The sequence below is a fragment of the Segetibacter sp. 3557_3 genome (genome assembly GCF_004354985.1).
GTDB lineage: Bacteria > Bacteroidota > Bacteroidia > Chitinophagales > Chitinophagaceae > Segetibacter.
Genome location: NZ_SMSK01000018.1, coordinates 1 through 18,787, shown reverse-complemented (window position 1 = coordinate 18,787; position 18,787 = coordinate 1). Strand labels below are relative to the sequence as shown.

Below are 18,787 nucleotides of genomic sequence, written 5' to 3'. Positions count from 1 at the left end.
CGCCCACAATTAACAACCCATAATTTATCGTACAATATGTTCAACCTAACCTCTGGCGAACAATCGGCTGTGGCCTCACGACGGTTTACCGACCCTGCCAACTTATTTGTCTGGTCAATCTGGTTCATTATGCTGGTAGTAGCCCTGGTTTATGTTTTTGTCTATGGACGAAATCTACCACTTGAAGAAGACTGGAATATGGTATCGGCATTAACAGGTAACCAGCAGGACATAGCTACATGGCTCTGGGAGCAGAATAACGAACACCGCATACCATTTCCTAAATTGGTGTTGCACCTTTTGCTCAAAATCACCAATGGCGATTTTCGCTGCGGAATGGTATTGAACATCTGCAGCTCAGCGGGAATTGCGGCAATGTTTATCGCCGCATGTAAAAAGCTTCGGGGCAAGACAAACTATGTGGACGCCTTTTTTCCGATTGCCTTCCTGCACATGGGTAACTGGGAGAACTTTTACTGGAGTTGGCAATTTACGCTGATACTATCCACATTTTTGACCTGTATACTTATCGCTATCGTAGCTAATTATACCCGGCTACTAACAACAAGGCTCACCGTATTGGCGAGCGTTTGCATGATGGCGCTTCCTTTAAGTGGGGCGAATGGTCTGCTATACTTAGTTCCCGTTGTTCCCTGGTTAACTTACGAATGTTACTTCCAATTCAAATCAAAAGAACAAGGGGGAAGCCGGCTCAATGCTTACCTCATTTTAGTTTCATTGATTATAACCGTCGTGTTTGTGTTCATGTATTTCGACGGCTACTATCGTCCATGGTGGAATCCGCCAAATCCCGGGATATACCCCACACTTAAAACAAGCATTAAATTCCTTGCATTGGCTTTTGGCCCAGCCGCAATACTATCGTGGACAATCTCTACGCTTGCCGCGTTGTTAATAAATGGTTCAACCTTATACATACTACTTAGAACACTGTTAAAGGTGCGGGGACCTGAGTTTCGCCGGGCATTCGCCTTATTGCTCTTCCTTGGCGGTAGTATCGTGTTTGCGTTAGCCATGGGCTGGGGACGCGCAGCATGGGTGCCCACTTTCGGTATGCCGATACGGTATGTACTACTTGCTCTTCCTTCGCTGATTACCTGCTATTTCAGCTGGCTATTATATGGATCAAAACAGTCACGGGTCATCATCCCTGCAAGCCTTTTTCTAGCAATGGCGCTGTTGATAATTCCCAACTCACGAAAAGGATTTATCTGGCGGGACTGGTACCTCGATGGTACCCGGTCAGTAATGACAGACATTGAGAACGGGGTTCCACATGGCGATTTAGCCACTAAGCATTTCAATTTCCTGCTTCACTCAAACAAGAAACGTTTATCTGACCGGATGTTGCAACTTAAAGAGGCAGGTATTGGTCCTTTTAAACAAATGAAAGTCGACAGTGACAATAAGAATACAGCTCCAACTCAAAACATCGATACCACCATCACGCAATAAAGTCGGATTATGTCTGGCAATAAAGACAGATGCCTTAAGTTCTTAAATAGGGTCGTTTTTTCATCTGCTGCATAAAGAAACTTACATGAAACAGCTATCAATTCTTATAACCGGAGGTTGCGGGTTTATTGGCTCCAATCTTTGCGTCATGCTAAAGGAGAAATACCCAGCCTACCAGGTTATCGCAGTCGACAACCTTAAGCGGCGTGGTTCTGAACTGAATATAGAAAGGTTGGCAAGGCATCAAGTGCTCTTTGTTCATGCCGACATCAGATTCTCTTCAGACCTTGTGATGGAGCATAAACCTGATTTCATCATCGATGCGGCAGCTGAACCATCCGTACTGGCTGGTGTTGGATCATCTCTTGATTATGTGATCCAAACAAACCTCAATGGCACGATTCACACCCTTGAGGCAGCAGCAAAACATCGGGCCAAATTTATATTCCTTTCAACAAGCAGGGTTTACCCAATCAAAAATCTTGAGCGTTTGAAGCTCACAGAAAGTGACAGCAGGTTTGAGTTAACAGCCAACCAATCAGTTTCCGGTGTAAGTGAAAATGGGATCAATGAAGATTTCCCTCTTAACAATGCACGATCAATTTATGGTACAACCAAGCTGGCATCGGAGTTACTTATAGAAGAGTTCAGGGAGTTTTATGATCTGGAATATGTAATTAACCGTTGTGGCGTTGTAGCGGGGCCGTTTCAAATGGGAAAGGTGGACCAGGGAGTTATTGCTTTGTGGGTGGCTTCTCATTACTGGAAAAAAGACATCTCGTATTTCGGGTTTAATGGCTCTGGTAAACAGGTCAGGGATGTGCTGCACATAGAAGACCTGTTTCGACTTATCGATCACCAGATCCACCATTTCAGCCAGGTAAGTGGTTCTACTTTCAATGCCGGTGGAGGTCTTAAGTCAAGTACTTCCTTAAAGGAGCTTACATCAATCTGTAAAGCAGTTACAGGCACTAAGCTTGCAGAACATGCCGTTACTGAAAAGCGAAAGGGAGACATACCCTGGTATATCACAGACAATAAGAAAATCACCAGCGTCACCGGATGGGCTCCTGGTAAGTCCGTTTACGAAATCGTAGAAGATGTTTTTCACTGGATTAATAAGAATGAGCAGCAGTTAAAAGGCGTATTCAAGATGTAATCATTAATTCCACCCTGATCATCAGGGTAAAAAATTGATATCGTAAATGACGCCTGTACTACGTTCTTCCCGAGCTATACCAACACCTGATCAAATTGGCATTCATAGGTGATGTCGACTTACGAACTTACATGCTGCTCACGTTATCGTATTTGCAACCAGACCGCCTGTCTCCTTTTTTGATGAAAATCATCCAGACTGTATAATAATGAAACTAAGCGTAGTAATACCAGCGTATAACGAAAGTCTAAATCTCCCGGATACCTTAAATGCTTTTTATGCCTCTTTAAATTCGCATCATATTGATCACGAACTGCTCGTTGTAAATGATAATTCCAGCGACAATACCGAAATGGTACTGCAGGAACTTCAACAACAAATACCTACCCTCAGGTACATATGCAATCATCCTCCCTTAAATGGCTTTGGATACGCTGTCAGAGCCGGCCTGGGAAACTACCAGGGAGACTGTGTGGCAATAGTAATGGCGGATTTGTCAGACGCTCCCGAAGACCTCGTGAAATTCTACAAAATATTTGTTGAACATAAGGTTGATTGTGTTTTTGGCAGCAGGTTTATGAAAGGTGGAAAGGTTAGCGGGTATCCACGTAAAAAGTACTATATAAACCGCTTTGCGAATAACTTAGTCAGTTTTGTTTTTCACCTGGAGTATACCGATTGCACCAATGCATTCAAGCTGTATTCCCGTGCTGCAATCGAAGGTTTGAAGCCCCTCCTTTCGCCACACTTCAACCTTACGCTCGAAATGCCACTAAAGGCCATTGTACGCGGTTTTAGTTATAAGATTGTTCCCAATTCATGGCAAAACCGAAAAACGGGTCAATCAAATCTGAGCATTCGCGAAATGGGTAGCAGGTATTTTTTTATACTCCTGTACTGCTTTATCGAAAAATATTTCAGCAAAGGCGACTTTAAAAAGAAATGGTAATAAGGGTAGAACGATATTGCGATGCAACTTTGTTTCGCCATAACAACTCGCTTTCCAAAACAACCACTTAGAGCTGTTCAACATATACCGAACCGGTAGATCCATTTAATATTCCATTCAACAGAAAGTCAGTGTCGTTACCCGGGCCATTGGCTTTTACTTTCCCATCGAGGTTGATATCTTCCAGGCTATATTGATTGCTTAACACAAGTGATATCGATCCCCCCATTTTAACATTTTGTATCCTGTCCTGGTCGTTTGCAGGACCATTGAATTTCACATTGCTATTCGCATTCGCATTCCCCCCGCGCATCAACCAAACGTTCCCCTTTTGTACCGTTGCCGTATAATTAAGATTTTGAAAGCAAGCGGTTCCTGATTGTGTAAAGTCGTAGAAACCTTTGCCGTCTGAAAAATCTACCAACACGGCAGAACGTATACCCAGGTGGTTACGATGTCTTATGCTGACATAATATGATCCGGGGGCAATACCTTCAAAGGTGATTTTTGTTGCAGCACTATCACTGCTGATTATAGTACCATCTTGTTTTAACAATGCTGCTTTCCGTGCAACAACCGTTAAAGGATTTGATGCTGTACGAATCTCAATCAGCACCCAGTCAATAATATCTGGATTGCTGACAAACAAATGGGATCCTGCAAGTTCGGTACCCCTATAATTGAATGGCTCTTGATTATATGGTTGAGCGCTTGCGTTAACCTTTAGGATACCCAAAGCATTTAACGTATTGTTCATTGTTCCCGTAAATGGGTTGTAAGCCCCCTGGAGTAATACTTTGCCGCTAAAGGTCACACTCGAACCACGCAGCTCATGTGCCCCAATGTTGGCCTCTGGCCTTAAAGCAATTTGGTTGTTATAAAAGTCCCGTACTCCATGTTCAACGTTAAAAAGGTTTCGCATCGACAAACCTGCATTGATCATCGGGGAAACAGTTTGCAACTTATATGCTGCCAGCTTTGTAAGGTCACCGCCCTCAGCCGGGTTGATTGTTCCACCAGTACCGGCAGAAATCAGCATAGGATCTATCGTGGTCCCTAGTTGCAAACTCCCTAGCGTTTCCTGGCCATGGGAAGCTCCTTTCCAGGCACTTAGTGAGTAGTAGGGCGTTGACGCCCAGATAAACCGGGGCGTGTTTGAGGATGAGAAGTAGTTATTGTTTTGAAACAATACCTGGGAAGTATCAAACCCTGTATTGCAGTAGGTGAAGTTCACTCCCGCAGTAGCATAAAATATATTGTTCCTGATTTTTAATCCGGTAATATGTTGATCATAAACCTTGAAGCCCGCTGGCGTTCCGCTTATAATATTCTGGTTGCTGGTATAAATAGTATTGTTATAAGCCTGGCAATCTATAATCTTATGATCTGCATCCGATGCCCAAAAAGCAAGACCTCCTTCGTTGTTCTTTCTTCCATCGCCCTGGCTGATGTTGTACCTGATGGTATTATTACGAAAACTGTTGGAGGAACCATACTCCAACATCGCAAAACCTGCACCTTCATTTTCGTGAGAATAACAATATTGTATCACTGAGTTTTGGCAGCCGCCATCAAGATCAAAGCCTCCGCCATCCGCAAGTTTGCCGGCCATATTATGGTGGCTTTCGCAAAATTGTATTACTCCGTTCTTCACATCATAGAACCATATTCCCATAGGTCCACCATAAACCTTTCCATTGTATTGGCCGTTTTCATAAGCCTCCGAAAATTCGATTGTAGCACCATCAATGCCCGATAGGGCAATACCGCTTCCTGTATTTGTTTGTGTCATCTCGATTCGCCCGGTATTTCTAAACGCTTTGCAATAGCCTACATAAAAGTTGCGGTGAACATATAAAGAGCCTTCAGCGTAACTAGTGATCCCTGCCCTGCCATTATCATGGGCACTACTGCGAAGAATTTTTACATTATGATACCCTTTAGTTGTACCCCAGGATCCAATTGAGATTCCAAACTTTCCAAATCCCGATGCTTCAACGCTATCAACAACAATATGGGCAAGATCAGCAGTGGTTTGATCCATATAGAAATTGAGCCCACTGGAATTATTATTGCCTGCGCCATTCCCGCGCACTGCCACGTTCCTGATTTCCACTGCTCCTACATTATATGCAAACACGCCATTTGCAGCACCGGCATCGATGATTGCTTTTCCGGTACCATATGAAGAAATGATAATTGGGTTTTCCGCTGTGCCACGATCAGTATTGACCAATTGTAACGAACCGGAAAATGTGGATTGCCCCTTGAACAGGATTTTATCGCCGGGCTGAAAATCTATGGAGTTTACTTTCGAAACAGATTGCCACGCAGAACCCTGACTAAAGCCGGTATTTGCATCACTTCCCTCAGGAGAAATATAATAAGTCTGGTTTTGTGCATGTACAAAAATGCAATGCATGCTCACGAGCAGGAGAACGAACTTTTTCAAGGATTTGGATTAACTGGTTCCTGCCATTAACGCTACGTACTAAAATAATAGTATACGTTAAAAGAGAATTCCAGCATCTCTAATATCCTATCCCCTATTTATGCAACCAGTTACACCCACCAACTGCAAAGTAATCCCTCCTAAACCTTTATACTCCTCGTAACCTTCTGCAATTCTGCCGCAGCTTTATACAACAAATTGAATTGGTCGGCTACTGATTTGATATCAAACAAGGCCTTTTTTGTTTCAGTCTCCAACTGGCCCATCTTCAACTCATCCTGTCGTATTTTCATCAGGGTACCGGCTTCACGATTAATGTGTTCTAATGAAACTTTTCGCGTCACCGGCTCTGTTGTAACCGGTTCATCACGCAACAAGCTGATCGTGATAAAAAGGTGGTTTCGGATGTCTTCAATCACCGAGTTCAACTCAGCAGAGGTATATGGGATTGATTTGTACTTTACATAGCCTGCCAGTGTTGCGAGGTAAGACGTCAGCATATGGTTCAATACCACGAACTGATGAATCAGCTCAATGCCTTTTTGCTGGCTCTTTGGTTCCGACAACATCCGGTTGAAGGCATCAGACAGGTTTGCCAATGCAACCAGCGCATCCTTGCGCGCGATGTGCCGCTCCTGGTCCGATACCGGTTCCTGTTGCGCAAACCCGCCCGCAATAACCGTAAAGTAGGCTACGGCCTTTTCAAGCATCTCTATCATCAGCGACTTCATCTTTGTTCGCTCCCACGCCGGCAATAGAAAACTCGTTGTAAAAGCAATTACGGAGCCGATTGCGGTATCAATAACCCGGTCTTTAAGCAGCGACCTGAACTCATCCGGGTGCATGAGGTGATAGAATACAATCAGGTAAGGCGTCATCAGCATGACAGTAAGAAAGTAGTTTCTCCGCATCACGCTAAAGTTTGCTGCCATAAACACAATCATTACCAGCAGCAACGCGGTGTTGTCATGTATCAGTTGCAACACGCCCATTCCGATAAGTACCCCCAGTATCGTTCCCAGCAACCTGTCGCTATTCCGCTTTTTCGTGAGGCTATACGCCGGCTTCAAGATCACAATTACGGTAAGCAATATCCAATAGCTATGGCCGATGGAAAAGAACTGCGACACCACAAATCCAATGGTGGCCGCCACACATACCCGAAGCGAGTGCCTGAAAATGTCGGACTGCAGGGTGAGGTTATCGCGAAATGTTTGTACGCGCACCGACTCTTTTGTTGTCAGGTCGCCATAGTCAATCTGGTGTCGCGATCGCTTTTTTATCGTTCTGTCGTAGGTGGTATAGCGGTGCAGGGTTTGCAGCCGCTTGTACAGGTCATCTATGCTTTCCAGTATTCGCCGCAGGCTTATAAAACCTTCTATATTGTCTCCCGCAAGGCTGGTATGCCGCAATTCATCCAAACTTCCCCTTACCTCTTCGATATGCGTGGGCAAAGCAGCATTGGGATGAGATGGCCGCACGCTTTTGACCGCCAATCCAATTTCATCAAGTTCCGCCGCCAGTTGCAATAGCAAATCATAATATCTATCCAGTATACCGGTCTTGTCGAAGTATTCATGCAGTAAAGGATAGCTCTGGTACGAGGTCATAATCTTTTCAAAAACATCTGCAGCATCCAGGTGAATCAACACCAGCACCCTTCCGGTATGCGTGGTTTCTTTAACAACACTGCGCGTTTTGAAGATCAGATCGTTCAGCATGTTTTGTTTCTCCTGCACCGAAGCCTGCTGTTGCAGCAGTTCCTTGTATACGGCGTCGTAATCGACCTGCTTCTTATAAAAGCCGGCACGAGTACGCAAATAAGAGGCGATATTTTCTATGCTCTCTCCAAGCGCTTGCTGCAGCAATTTATACGGCCTGAACGTGTGCATCAGCAGGCTGAAGCCAAAATACCAGATACCCCCCGCAAGCAAGTACGCGGCATGTTCTACAACCTGCCTGCCTTGCTGCTGCGGCTCAATGCTCAGCACCAATACCACCATACCCGCTATGCCTATTGAAGTTGCCCGGGCACCAAAAACACCAATCATGGAATACAGGAAACAGGAGGCGGCCAACACTACACCGAAGAGCCATGGTGAACCATGAGTTAAGCCTGCAACAACCGACATTAAAAAAATGACAACGGTACATATGAGCATCCCGTTTCTGCGGTGGTGCACCGGCCCCGGTCCATCGGCAATCGATACAAAATAGCCACCGAGTGCCATTACAATTCCAATCTCAAGCTTGTCAAAGCCTTCCAAAATGAAAGCAGGTAGTAAAATACCAACCGTCATGCGCATCGCCTCTGTCAGGTAATGGCTGTTAATAAAACTTTTATATGCGCGTATATAGTCGGTCAAACTAAGGAGTTAACGTGCAAACGGCTGTTCTGTTGCACGTTGAATTCATGCAAAGAAAAGAAGATATCATCAGCACAGGGGAATATTCAGGATGCAGGCAAGGATAACGACTACAAGTGCAGTTTCTTTTACAGTACTAATTTGGGCGTGCCCCAAGCTACGCAAGGGTCGGGCTTTTCCCGTCCGAATGCCCGTCCGACTGGCGCAGCCCGGCGGGGCTTCAGCCGGGCGGGCGTTCCAAGTCCTCGTCCCCCACTGCGTTGGGCTCTGCGGGCTTTCCACTTCAATCCCTCACGCTATTGAATCCCCGACCAATAAACTGGGTTTCCAAAAATTATGTACGAATTAGGTGCTGGCTGGCCACAGACCCCTCCATAGACCCGCAGTAAATTACATTCCCGTTCAAGATCCGCTTTATCCCGGCGAATAGCATTGTTGCCGTACAAGAGCGCGACGCAACGATGTCGAACAGTGTTTCCGCCGCCCGGACCCAAAAAATTTATCCTGAATAGTACCGCGCGTATGATCTGGTGGTAACGGCGAGAAAAAGCACTGAAAACTGCACAAAACGCGTGCAGGTCTAAGTCAAAATCTAAGTTGAAAAGATGAAGATCTGTGGGTATCAACTAACCCAAAACCCACATCAGATACGTTTACAGCCTATACGCGATTTAGTGCGGCGACTACCATATTCCGGCTCGCCCATGCCCAGTTTAAAACCAACTTTTATGTTTACGGTAATGTAGGCATCCGAATTTTTGGCGTTGCCGCGTTTGATGGTCGAACCGGTTGCAACGGTGCTACGATTATACAGTGCACGGGCACTATTGACCAGCGCAGGATCCAGGTAACGGTCAAACAGGTAAGGGTCAATGTAGTTTGTACTAACGTCGTCGAGGTAATCGGTGTGAAGTCGTCGATTGAGGGCCTCAAGTCGCATGTTGAATCGCCGAAGCTCAATCCGAACCCCACCACCAAAGCTGAGGTTGGTTTGGGTGAGCCGGTAAGGTTTACGGTCAGGATACTCGGGGAAGCCCTGCCCTTCGGTACGCAGGGGGTGAAGCCGAACCCAGTTTCCATTCAGAGATGCTTTAGGATCAAAAGCAAAAACACCTACCCCCGCCAGCAGGTAGGGCGAAAACACGGGCATCTTATCCTCGAACTGCCCCATCATCAGCGGGTGAAACTCACCCAGGATGGCAAGTTCCCGGATACTGCTCCTGAAGCTCAGGTTCCTTTCGTAACGGCCGATTGCCTTTTCAGTTGCTATGCCTTTCAAAATGGTATCGTACGCCCTTACGGCACCTGCTGTATACTCGAGCCTTACGCCGACAACATGCTTATACAACATGCTCGCATAAATGCTTCCACTGAGTTCGGTATTTTGCCAGTTGATCTCATTCAGGTAGTAGCCGCCCCTGCCACGAGGACCACCAAGGTCGGTGGCGCAATTCATACCACCAAGCCCTATACCGGCTTCAAACAAAAATGGTTTATCGGAATTTGAATAATACTGGCCGAATCCGGCTATTGCAGAAAGGAGCGCTATAAACAGCGTGGTAAGTTTAGGAGATCGGATCATCATTCGGGTCTGATTATAGGAACCAAAAAGACCCGTTCTACCGAGCTGATCTATTGATTCTTAATGAGATGCTGATAATATTTGCACGCAACTTTTAAGCCGCAAATGTCGCATTTAGGTTTACGTGCCTGACAGATGTACCTGCCATGAAGTATCAGCCAATGATGTGAAACGTAAATAAGGTCGGTTGGCGTATGTTTCACCAATTGTTTTTCTGCAGCCAGCGGGGTTTTTGCATTTGTTGTCAGGCCAATCCGGGCCGCAACCCTGAAAACGTGGGTGTCGACAGCCATATTGGGCTGGTTGTCTACAACTGAGGTAATTACATTCGCTGTTTTTCGTCCTACCCCCGGAAGTTGCATAAGTTCTTCAACGGTAAGTGGTATGTTACCGCCAAATTTGTCCTGCAGCATCCTGCCCATCCCAAGCAGGTGGCGTGTTTTATTTCCTGGGTAGGAAACACTTTTAATCAGTTCAAATAAGTCGTCGTAAGTGGCTTCCGCGAGTTCTTTTGGCGAAGGATAACGGCTAAAGATAGCGGGTGTGGTCTGGTTTATTCTTTTGTCGGTGCATTGCGCCGACAGGATAACTGCAACGAGCAGTTGATAGGGGTTGTCGTAGATTAACTCCGTTTCAGCATTAGGTGCGTGTTGCTGAAAGTATTGAATTATAAAACTGTATCTCTCCTTCTTCGTCATACCAAAGCGGAAAGATACAGTTTCGATAAAAAATTAGCGCATATTAGTGTTGTTCAACAGCGGCCGTGTTCCGGGCATAGTTTAGAATAGCCTCAATCGACTGTGGACGTGGACTTTCAACAATTTCATCCAAACCTCTTAAAGAGTCTTGCAACGCGTCGAGTTTTTCCTTCAGTTCCCAGTTTTCTTCTACAGCCTTTCTAATTGCTATTGCTTTCTCGTTCGAGGTTTCCTGATACACGAACTGTATAAGATCCTCCGTGGTAAAATTGGGCATAGTTTATAGAAGGGTTTTGCAATCTTATAATTGTCCTACTTTTCCAAAACGGATCAGAGAGCATATTATTGTGGCAGAACTCAGTTTTTTACCGCCGAGCTGTCCACCACAATGAACAAATCTTCATTTGGCCGTTTCAGGTAGAAGTTTTCACGCGCATACTTTTCAATGATAGCCGGATTGTTCTGTATCTCCGCAAGACCTTTATTAATCGACTTTATTTCTGCCTGGTAATAGGCTTTGCTTTGTTCAAGTTTATTCAGCTCCTGCTTTCTATCCCATTGTGTGAAAAGGTCATTGCGGTCGAAAAACAATATCCAAACCAGGAAGCTGAGGCATGCAATAACGTATTTGTTCTGCACCAACTTCCATATTCCGGATAACGACAACATTCTCCTACAATTTAACTAAAAAAGTTTATTCAAACCACACCAACCTATTTGCCAAACCGGATCTTGCCCTTTGGATATCTTGCGTTTGTACCCAGCATTTCCTCGATCCTGATCAACTGGTTGTACTTGGCAGTCCGGTCGCTTCTGCTTGCACTGCCCGTTTTTATCTGGCCGCAATTGAGCGCTACAGCCAGGTCGGCGATCGTGGTATCTTCCGTTTCGCCGCTGCGATGACTCATTATAGTAGAATAGCCGTTTGTTTGCGCGAGCTGAACCGCGTTGATTGTTTCGGTAAGCGTACCAATCTGGTTAACCTTGATCAGGATGCTGTTTGCAATTCCTTCGTCTATACCCCTTTGTAAGATCTTTGTGTTGGTTACAAAAAGGTCGTCTCCAACAAGTTGTAACTTTTTACCTAGCGCATCTGTCATCTTTTTCCAGCCATCCCAATCCTCTTCGGCCATACCGTCCTCAATACTGATGATTGGATACTTATTGGCCCACTCTACCCAATAGCTCACCATTTCATCACCCGTTAGCTTCTTGCCATCGCTTTTGTGAAAATGATATACACTTTCGTCGGCCTTCCACATTTCAGACACAGCAGCATCGAGTGCTATACCGATTTGTTCACCTGGTTTGTAACCGGCAGCTTCGATAGCCATCAGCACGGTCTCAATTGCTTCCTCATTACTTTGCATATTCGGTGCAAATCCACCCTCGTCACCAACGTTTGTGCTATAACCTTTCTTTTTCAGTACCGTTTTCAGGTGGTGGAATATCTCAACACCCCAGCGCAGACCCTCACTAAAGGTTTCCGCGCCAATGGGTACAATCATAAATTCCTGGTAATCGATCTTGTTATCCGCATGCGCACCGCCATTCAGGATGTTCATCAGTGGCATTGGCAACACTGTACCATTTACACCACCAAGGTACCTGAATAGGGGAAGGTTGCTTTCCTGTGCTGCCGCTTTTGCAACAGCCATGCTCACTGCAAGCAGGGCATTTGCACCCAGGTTGCCTTTAAAGTCCGTACCATCCAGTTCAATCAATTTATGGTCGATACCCGCCTGGTCGTTCACGGGCCACCCCAGTAACGGATCGGCAATAATCTCGTTTACGTTTTTAACTGCTTTCAACACACCTTTACCCATATAACGGCTTTTGTCTTCATCACGAAGCTCAACAGCTTCGTGTATGCCGGTGGAAGCCCCACTGGGTACAGCCGCACGCCCGATGTGGGCGTTGTCGGTAATAACATCTACTTCTATCGTAGGATTTCCACGGCTGTCAAGTATTTGCCGCGCTTGTATGTTGGCGATGTAACTCATAATAGTTGGTTGGTTTATAATCGACATTAACCTAATGCCGGTGCTCAAAATTTTTGGATCGTTGGTATGGGTTTTTCAAGGCGTTTGCTGCCCGACGTGAACTAAAGAATTCTGTGAAAAAGTCTTGCTTAGCCGGAAATCAAACCGCAACTAACCCCTCGCACTCACAGCACTCCCGGTACACAAAAATCTTTTCAGCATTACCCCGTTGCACGGCTCATCTGATCCTCTTCAGGCTTACTAACTGCCACGATAATCCTAACGTTATACTGCTACCGGGCTGGTGGTAAGCGAGCGGAACACTTCTTCAAGGCTTCCGCCTTCCGTGTGCAAAGAAACAATATTTAGGTTGTGCTGCAAACTCAGTTCCAGCAGCCCTTTTTTTACTTCATTTGGATCTGTGGCCTGCAACTTCCAGCTGTATGTATCTACCTTTTCCACCGAAACGGTTCCGCGAATCCTGCGCAGCCATTCCTGTTCAAGCGGCTCTTTAAAAGACACCAACACGGCACTCGAACTACCCTGCTGTTGCAATACGCTTAATTTATCATTGGCCACCAGTTTGCCCTTATTGATGATGATTACACGATCGCATATGGCTTCCACTTCCTGCAGAATGTGCGACGAAAATAGGACCGTTTTGGTTTTGCCTTGCGCCTTGATGACATTCCTTATTTCAATGATCTGGTTAGGATCCAACCCACTCGTAGGCTCGTCGAGGATTAGTACCTCCGGGTCGTGCAATAAGGCTGCAGACAGACCCACACGCTGCTTATAACCTTTCGAGAGTTGCCCGATCTTTTTTCTCCGCTCAAGGGTCAAACCCGTCAGTTCAATTACTTCGTCGATCCTTTTTCCGGGACTTTTAATCCTGTGAACCCCGGCTATAAATTCCAGGTATTCCTTTACGTACATATCAAAGTAAAGTGGATTGGCTTCGGGCAGGTACCCGATTTTGTGCTTTGCGGCAATGGGTTCATCGGCTACATTGATGCCGGCTATAAGTGCCGAACCCTTATCAGGTTTCAGGTAGCCGGTAATCATTTTCATGGTCGTAGACTTTCCTGCTCCATTTGGCCCAAGGAACCCGACAATCTCTCCCTGCTCAACAGCAAACGAAATATGGTCAACCGCTTTTTGGGTGCCATAGGTTTTAAGGAGATTGTCTACAACGATCGACATGAGGAAGATAACTATTGAGTAGGGCACAAATTACGGTAATACAAACCAAAAGGAAAGTAAAAAGGGGGGAGTGGGCTGTGGGTATTCAGGTATCGAGGTATTAGGAAGAGTAGATCAGTTGGTAAATTGATAGGTTGAGGCGGGTATTGACGTATTGGGTATTGAGGAGAAAGTTGTAAGTTGAATTGTTTAGCCCTACAATAACTTCATACTTGGATTTAACAGCAATACCCGGTTAAGCCGAATAGGACTTCATGAAGTTTTTTTGGACCCAGCTGCAGATCTCTGCTGGTGCATCGTTGCGTCGCACTCTTGTACTGCATATCTTTTCTGAGCTAAAAATTAGCAGGAAGGCTTTTACGTCAGTCCCAATACCTTAATACCCGATACCTTAATCCCTACCTCAGAGCTCCTGCGAGCTTTCAGGAAGCCGGTCGTACTCGCCGGCCATCGCATACTTACCAAAGATGACCAGGCCGGTTGCTATCGGCAAAAACACCGCAATGATGATGGCCCATTGAAGGATGGTATTGGTAGCGTTTGAAGCAGCCATGCTTTTAGCCGCTGCAGAGGTAGCAAGCTGCACCTGCTCGCGTGCAATTCCAATTTTGTCGGCCGCTTGCCAGATCATAAAGATGATTGAGGCAGGCCCGAGTATCATCCAGATAATACCAAGGCCCCTTTTCAGATTGTTCATATAATGCGCTTTAGCGACGTTAAGTGTTGAATGTGTTGTTATAAACCGGGTTATTGGTCCCACTTACCTATTCGTGAAGACTGTCTTGCTAATCAAGGATGTTTTCATCTTTTTTGTTTCGGAGGTAAATTGAACCAATCACCAAGCACACCGAGGCAACGCCAATCGGGTACCATAAACCAGAGAGCGGGGTGGCACCTTTAAAACTCGTGATTAGCGTGGCGATAAAGGGAACAAGCCCGCCAAAAACACCGTTTCCGATATGGTATGGCAAACTCATAGACGTATACCTGATCTTGGTTGGAAAGAGTTCGACCAGGAATGCTGCGATAGGGCCATAAACCATGGTTACATAAACAATCTGCAGGAAAACCAGGAACACAAACAACCAATATGTATCCGTCGGCAGCCGTTTTTCGGTGTATGTGGTGTTACCAGGATGAGTGCCCCTGATAGGGTTGGCGAACATAGTATCCGTGCGTGTCTCCCTGAACTTTATGCCATCAGCAAATTGTTTTTCGGTCGACGTGATCATGATTGAATCAGGGCGGTCCTTTACAGGCTCGTACCGAACCGATGGCGCTCCAAGCATGGTGGCCCCGGCGCTCGCAGAAACATCCGTTTTGTCGAGGAACATCTGGTATATAGGCCGGTAGGTAAGTATACCCAACAACATACCCAGGATCATGATCCACTTCCGGCCAATCCGGTCGCTAAGTGCGCCGAATAAAATGAAAAAGGGTGTTGCAAATAAGATCGCCCACAATACAATTGTACGGCTTTGCTCGAAGTCGAGCATCGCTTTTGTTTCTAGGAAATTTTGTGCGTAAAACTGGCCGGTATACCAGATTACACCCTGGCCCATAACAGCACCAAACAGGGCCAGCAATACCATCTTCAGGTTTGCCTTATGCGCAAAACTTTCCTTTAAAGGATTGGTCGACGTTTTACCCTCTTTCTTCAGCTTAGTAAAAACGGGTGACTCCTTCATCTTCATCCGTATGTAGATGGACACAACAACAAGCAGGATGGAAACCCAAAATGGATAACGCCATCCGCCCCATTCTGCATTAAAGGCTTCATTGCTCATACTCATTTTGGTTAGCAGTATTACCCCTAGCGATACAAATAAGCCAAGGGTTGCCGTCGTTTGAATCCAGCTTGTATAATAGCCGCGGCGGCCTGGCGGGGAATGCTCTGCAACATAGGTAGCGGCGCCGCCATATTCGCCACCTAAGGCAAGCCCCTGCACAAGTCTCAGTAGCAAAACCAATATAGGTGCGAGCATACCGATTGACTTATAGCCGGGAACCAAACCGATCAGGAAGGTAGAACCACCCATAAGAACAAGGGTCAGCAAAAACGTGTATTTGCGACCGATGATGTCGCCCAGCCGGCCAAATACCAGGGCCCCAAATGGACGAACAATAAAACCTGCGGCAAAAATGGCGAGGGTCGACAACAGCGCCGCAGTACCCTGTTCTTCCGGGAAAAACTGTTTTGAAATAACCGTCGCAAGGCTACCAAAAATGTAAAAGTCGTACCATTCGATTAATGTACCCAAAGAGGATGAGAAGATCACTTTACCAATACCCTGCGAGGCGTTGTTGCTCATATAGCTGTTAGTTAGGGTTTAAAGATATAGAATTAGGATATGCAGTAGCGGGAATAAGGTTTTGAGGTAATGGGTTGTTGGGTATTGGGGTATTCAGGGATTGGGTATTGTGGTATTGGGTATTGAGGTATTGGGGTATTGAGGTATTGGGTATTCAGGTATTGCATATTTAATGAGAGTTGCGTGATTGGAGATTGTCCGTATGAATGGCTATGTGACTTGTAAAAGAGATCCCGTGTCGCGTTAGATTTTTTATTTTCCATTTTTAATTTTGCATTTTCCCTTCCACTTACCTTAGCTGCACAAAAACCTTTGCATGTCGTACCCTTACCAGATCACCAGCTTAGCACAATACGAGGCAGAATACAAGAGAAGTGTAAATGATCCTGCCGCTTTTTGGGCAGGAATAGCCGGGCACTTTAGCTGGAGAAATCAGTGGAACGAAGTACTGAACTGGAATTTTACCGAACCTAAAATCGAATGGTTCAAGGGTGGCAAACTAAACATCACCGAAAATTGCCTCGATCGCTACCTGGAGAGCCATGGAGATCAACCTGCACTCATTTGGGAGCCTAACGATCCTGAAGAACACCACCGGGTATTAACCTATCGAAATCTTTATGATAAAGTCTGCCAGTTTGCGCATGTCCTGCGCAACAACGGCGTAAAAAAGGGTGACCGTGTATGTATCTATATGGGTATGATACCCGAGTTGCCCATCGCCATCCTGGCCTGCGCACGTCTTGGCGCTATCCATAGTGTTGTATTTGGCGGCTTTAGTGCACAAAGTATTGCCGACCGACTTGTTGATGCAAATGCAGAATTCATTGTGACCTGCGATGGCGCTTATCGGGGGCAAAAAGATATTCCGCTGAAAAGCGTAATCGATGATGCGCTGATTGCCTGCCGTTTTGTAAAACGGGTTATTGTATGTACCCGTACCAGAACAGCGGTAAGCATGATTAAAGGACGCGACGTTTGGTGGGAGGATGAAATTAAAAAGGTAGAAACACTTGGGTTGAAGGACTTTCCTGCAGAAGAAATGGATGCTGAAGACCCGCTATTTATACTATATACTTCAGGTTCAACCGGCAAACCGAAAGGAGTGGTACACACCATTGCCGGATATATGCTTTTTACCAATTACACGTTTGTAAACGTGTTTCAATATAAACCGGGCGAAATCCATTTTTGTACGGCCGACATTGGCTGGATCACGGGGCATAGTTATATCCTTTATGGCCCTTTAAGTGCGGGTGGTACATCACTGATGTTTGAAGGCATACCCACCTGGCCGGATGCCGGAAGGTTCTGGGACATCGTAGACAAGTTTAAGGTTAATATTTTGTACACGGCGCCAACTGCCATACGCAGCCTTATGGGTTTTGGGGAAGCACCGCTGAAAGACAAGGACCTGGGCAGCCTCAGGATCCTCGGCACTGTTGGTGAACCCATCAACGAAGAAGCCTGGCATTGGTACGACGAACATATAGGCAAGCGCAGATGCCCGATTGTAGACACCTGGTGGCAAACGGAAACCAGTGGTGTTTTGATTTCCAACCTTGCTGGTATCACGCCTGCAAAACCCAGTTGGGCAACCCTGCCGCTGCCCGGTATACAGCCGGTGTTGGTAGACGAGAAGGGAGAAGAGATTACCGAAGCATCAGCTGAGCATGGTGGCCTGCTTAGTGGAAACCTGTGCCTGAAGTTTCCGTGGCCAGGAATCATCCGCACAACCTATGGTGACCATGAGCGCTGCCGCAATGCCTACTTTGCAACCTACCCGGGCTTATACTTTACCGGGGATGGCGCACTTAAAGACCAGAATGGATTTTACCGTATTACCGGACGGGTTGATGATGTATTAAACGTAAGCGGACACCGCATTGGAACCGCTGAAGTTGAAAATGCCATTAACATGCATGCCGGTGTTATTGAAAGTGCAGTGGTGGGCTACCCCCACGACATCAAAGGCCAGGGGATTTATGCATACATCATTCACGATGTACACCATGGCGACCCCGAACATACCCGCAAAGACATTCTTGCGACAGTAACAAGGATTATCGGGGCCATAGCAAAACCAGACAAGATCCAGTTTGTGAAAGGATTGCCGAAAACCCGGAGCGGCAAGATTATGCGACGGATCTTACGCAAGATCGCCGAAGGCGAAACGTCAAATCTTGGTGATACTTCTACCCTGCTCGACCCGGGGGTTGTAGAAGAGATCAAGGAAGGGAAACTTTGAAGAAAATGCAAAATGTAAAATGCAAAATGTAAAATCAACCCGTACCAGCTCGAATACACGACCGAACATCACGTCTCATCTCTTATATCTCATAACTTCTTCCTTCCCGTCTCGATAGATGTGTAGTCTTCTCATAATGTCAAACAAAAAGCGAAAAGTTAGAAGTTGAGAGGACTTCAATTTGCAATGGATGGCATTTAGCTAAAACCGCGTTGAGTTTGGGTCAATAGAATTATCAAGAGTACAAGGGAGTGATTGCTATGATACGCCTTAGCTTTTTGAAACTTTTTTTTCTGTTTTGTTTATGCCACTCCTTTGTAGTTATTCACATATTTGGCCTGGTTATTTATCACTGCGACA

Annotated in this window: 13 protein-coding genes and 1 pseudogene; 4 read left to right on the top strand and 10 right to left on the bottom strand. The window is 45.9% G+C overall.

The genetic code is table 11. The features are described from left to right. Positions 1–36: 36 nt before the first annotated feature. The 3 genes from EXU57_RS20675 (at position 37) to EXU57_RS20665 (ending at position 3,584) form a co-directional block, all read left to right on the top strand. Positions 37–1,476 carry a hypothetical protein gene (locus tag EXU57_RS20675; RefSeq protein WP_133270166.1) on the top strand — a complete coding sequence of 480 codons (1,440 nt, stop codon included), beginning with the start codon at positions 37–39 and terminating at the stop codon, positions 1,474–1,476. An 85-nt stretch (positions 1,477–1,561) separates the two neighbouring features. Then, the gene (locus EXU57_RS20670; protein WP_133270165.1) at positions 1,562–2,635 is read left to right on the top strand and encodes an NAD-dependent epimerase/dehydratase family protein; all 1,074 of its coding nucleotides are present in this window, start codon (positions 1,562–1,564) and stop codon (positions 2,633–2,635) included. Positions 2,636–2,843: 208 nt separating this feature from the next. Beyond that, the gene (locus EXU57_RS20665; RefSeq protein ID WP_133270164.1) at positions 2,844–3,584 is read left to right on the top strand and encodes a glycosyltransferase family 2 protein; all 741 of its coding nucleotides are present in this window, start codon (positions 2,844–2,846) and stop codon (positions 3,582–3,584) included. Positions 3,585–4,944: 1,360 nt separating this feature from the next. On the opposite strand, the pseudogene EXU57_RS25955 reads toward EXU57_RS20665, so the two are convergent. The 10 genes and pseudogenes from EXU57_RS25955 to EXU57_RS20615 all read right to left on the bottom strand — a co-directional run. Next, positions 4,945–5,376: pseudogene (locus tag EXU57_RS25955) on the bottom strand (right-handed parallel beta-helix repeat-containing protein); the annotation flags it as partial. Between the two features lie 800 nt (positions 5,377–6,176). Next, entirely contained in the window at positions 6,177–8,402 is a 2,226-nt protein-coding gene (locus tag EXU57_RS20655) for an FUSC family protein (RefSeq protein WP_133270162.1), read from the bottom strand. 643 nt (positions 8,403–9,045) lie between these two features. Next, complete coding sequence (locus EXU57_RS20650) at positions 9,046–9,987, bottom strand: hypothetical protein (protein ID WP_133270161.1); 942 nt, start codon at positions 9,985–9,987, stop codon at positions 9,046–9,048. Between the two features lie 47 nt (positions 9,988–10,034). Next, entirely contained in the window at positions 10,035–10,682 is a 648-nt protein-coding gene (nth, locus tag EXU57_RS20645) for an endonuclease III (RefSeq protein ID WP_133270160.1), read from the bottom strand. Positions 10,683–10,725: 43 nt separating this feature from the next. Next, complete coding sequence (locus EXU57_RS20640; RefSeq protein ID WP_133270159.1) at positions 10,726–10,959, bottom strand: hypothetical protein; 234 nt, start codon at positions 10,957–10,959, stop codon at positions 10,726–10,728. Between the two features lie 80 nt (positions 10,960–11,039). Then, a complete protein-coding gene (locus EXU57_RS20635) occupies positions 11,040–11,351 on the bottom strand; it encodes an FtsB family cell division protein (protein ID WP_133270158.1) in 312 nt (103 codons plus the stop codon). A 44-nt stretch (positions 11,352–11,395) separates the two neighbouring features. After that, on the bottom strand, positions 11,396–12,685 hold the full coding sequence (gene eno, locus EXU57_RS20630) for a phosphopyruvate hydratase (protein ID WP_133270157.1): 1,290 nt from the start codon (positions 12,683–12,685) through the stop codon (positions 11,396–11,398). Positions 12,686–12,949: 264 nt separating this feature from the next. Then, a complete protein-coding gene (gene gldA, locus EXU57_RS20625) occupies positions 12,950–13,867 on the bottom strand; it encodes a gliding motility-associated ABC transporter ATP-binding subunit GldA (RefSeq protein WP_133270156.1) in 918 nt (305 codons plus the stop codon). 403 nt (positions 13,868–14,270) lie between these two features. Further along, positions 14,271–14,564 carry a DUF6814 family protein gene (locus EXU57_RS20620; RefSeq protein ID WP_133270155.1) on the bottom strand — a complete coding sequence of 98 codons (294 nt, stop codon included), beginning with the start codon at positions 14,562–14,564 and terminating at the stop codon, positions 14,271–14,273. Positions 14,565–14,652: 88 nt separating this feature from the next. Continuing rightward, entirely contained in the window at positions 14,653–16,179 is a 1,527-nt protein-coding gene (locus EXU57_RS20615) for an MFS transporter (RefSeq protein WP_133270154.1), read from the bottom strand. A gap of 316 nt (positions 16,180–16,495) precedes the next feature. Here EXU57_RS20615 and acs point away from each other — a divergent pair, with 316 nt between their 5' ends. Continuing rightward, positions 16,496–18,427 carry an acetate--CoA ligase gene (acs, locus tag EXU57_RS20610; protein ID WP_133270153.1) on the top strand — a complete coding sequence of 644 codons (1,932 nt, stop codon included), beginning with the start codon at positions 16,496–16,498 and terminating at the stop codon, positions 18,425–18,427. The last annotated feature ends 360 nt before the right edge of the window (positions 18,428–18,787 follow it).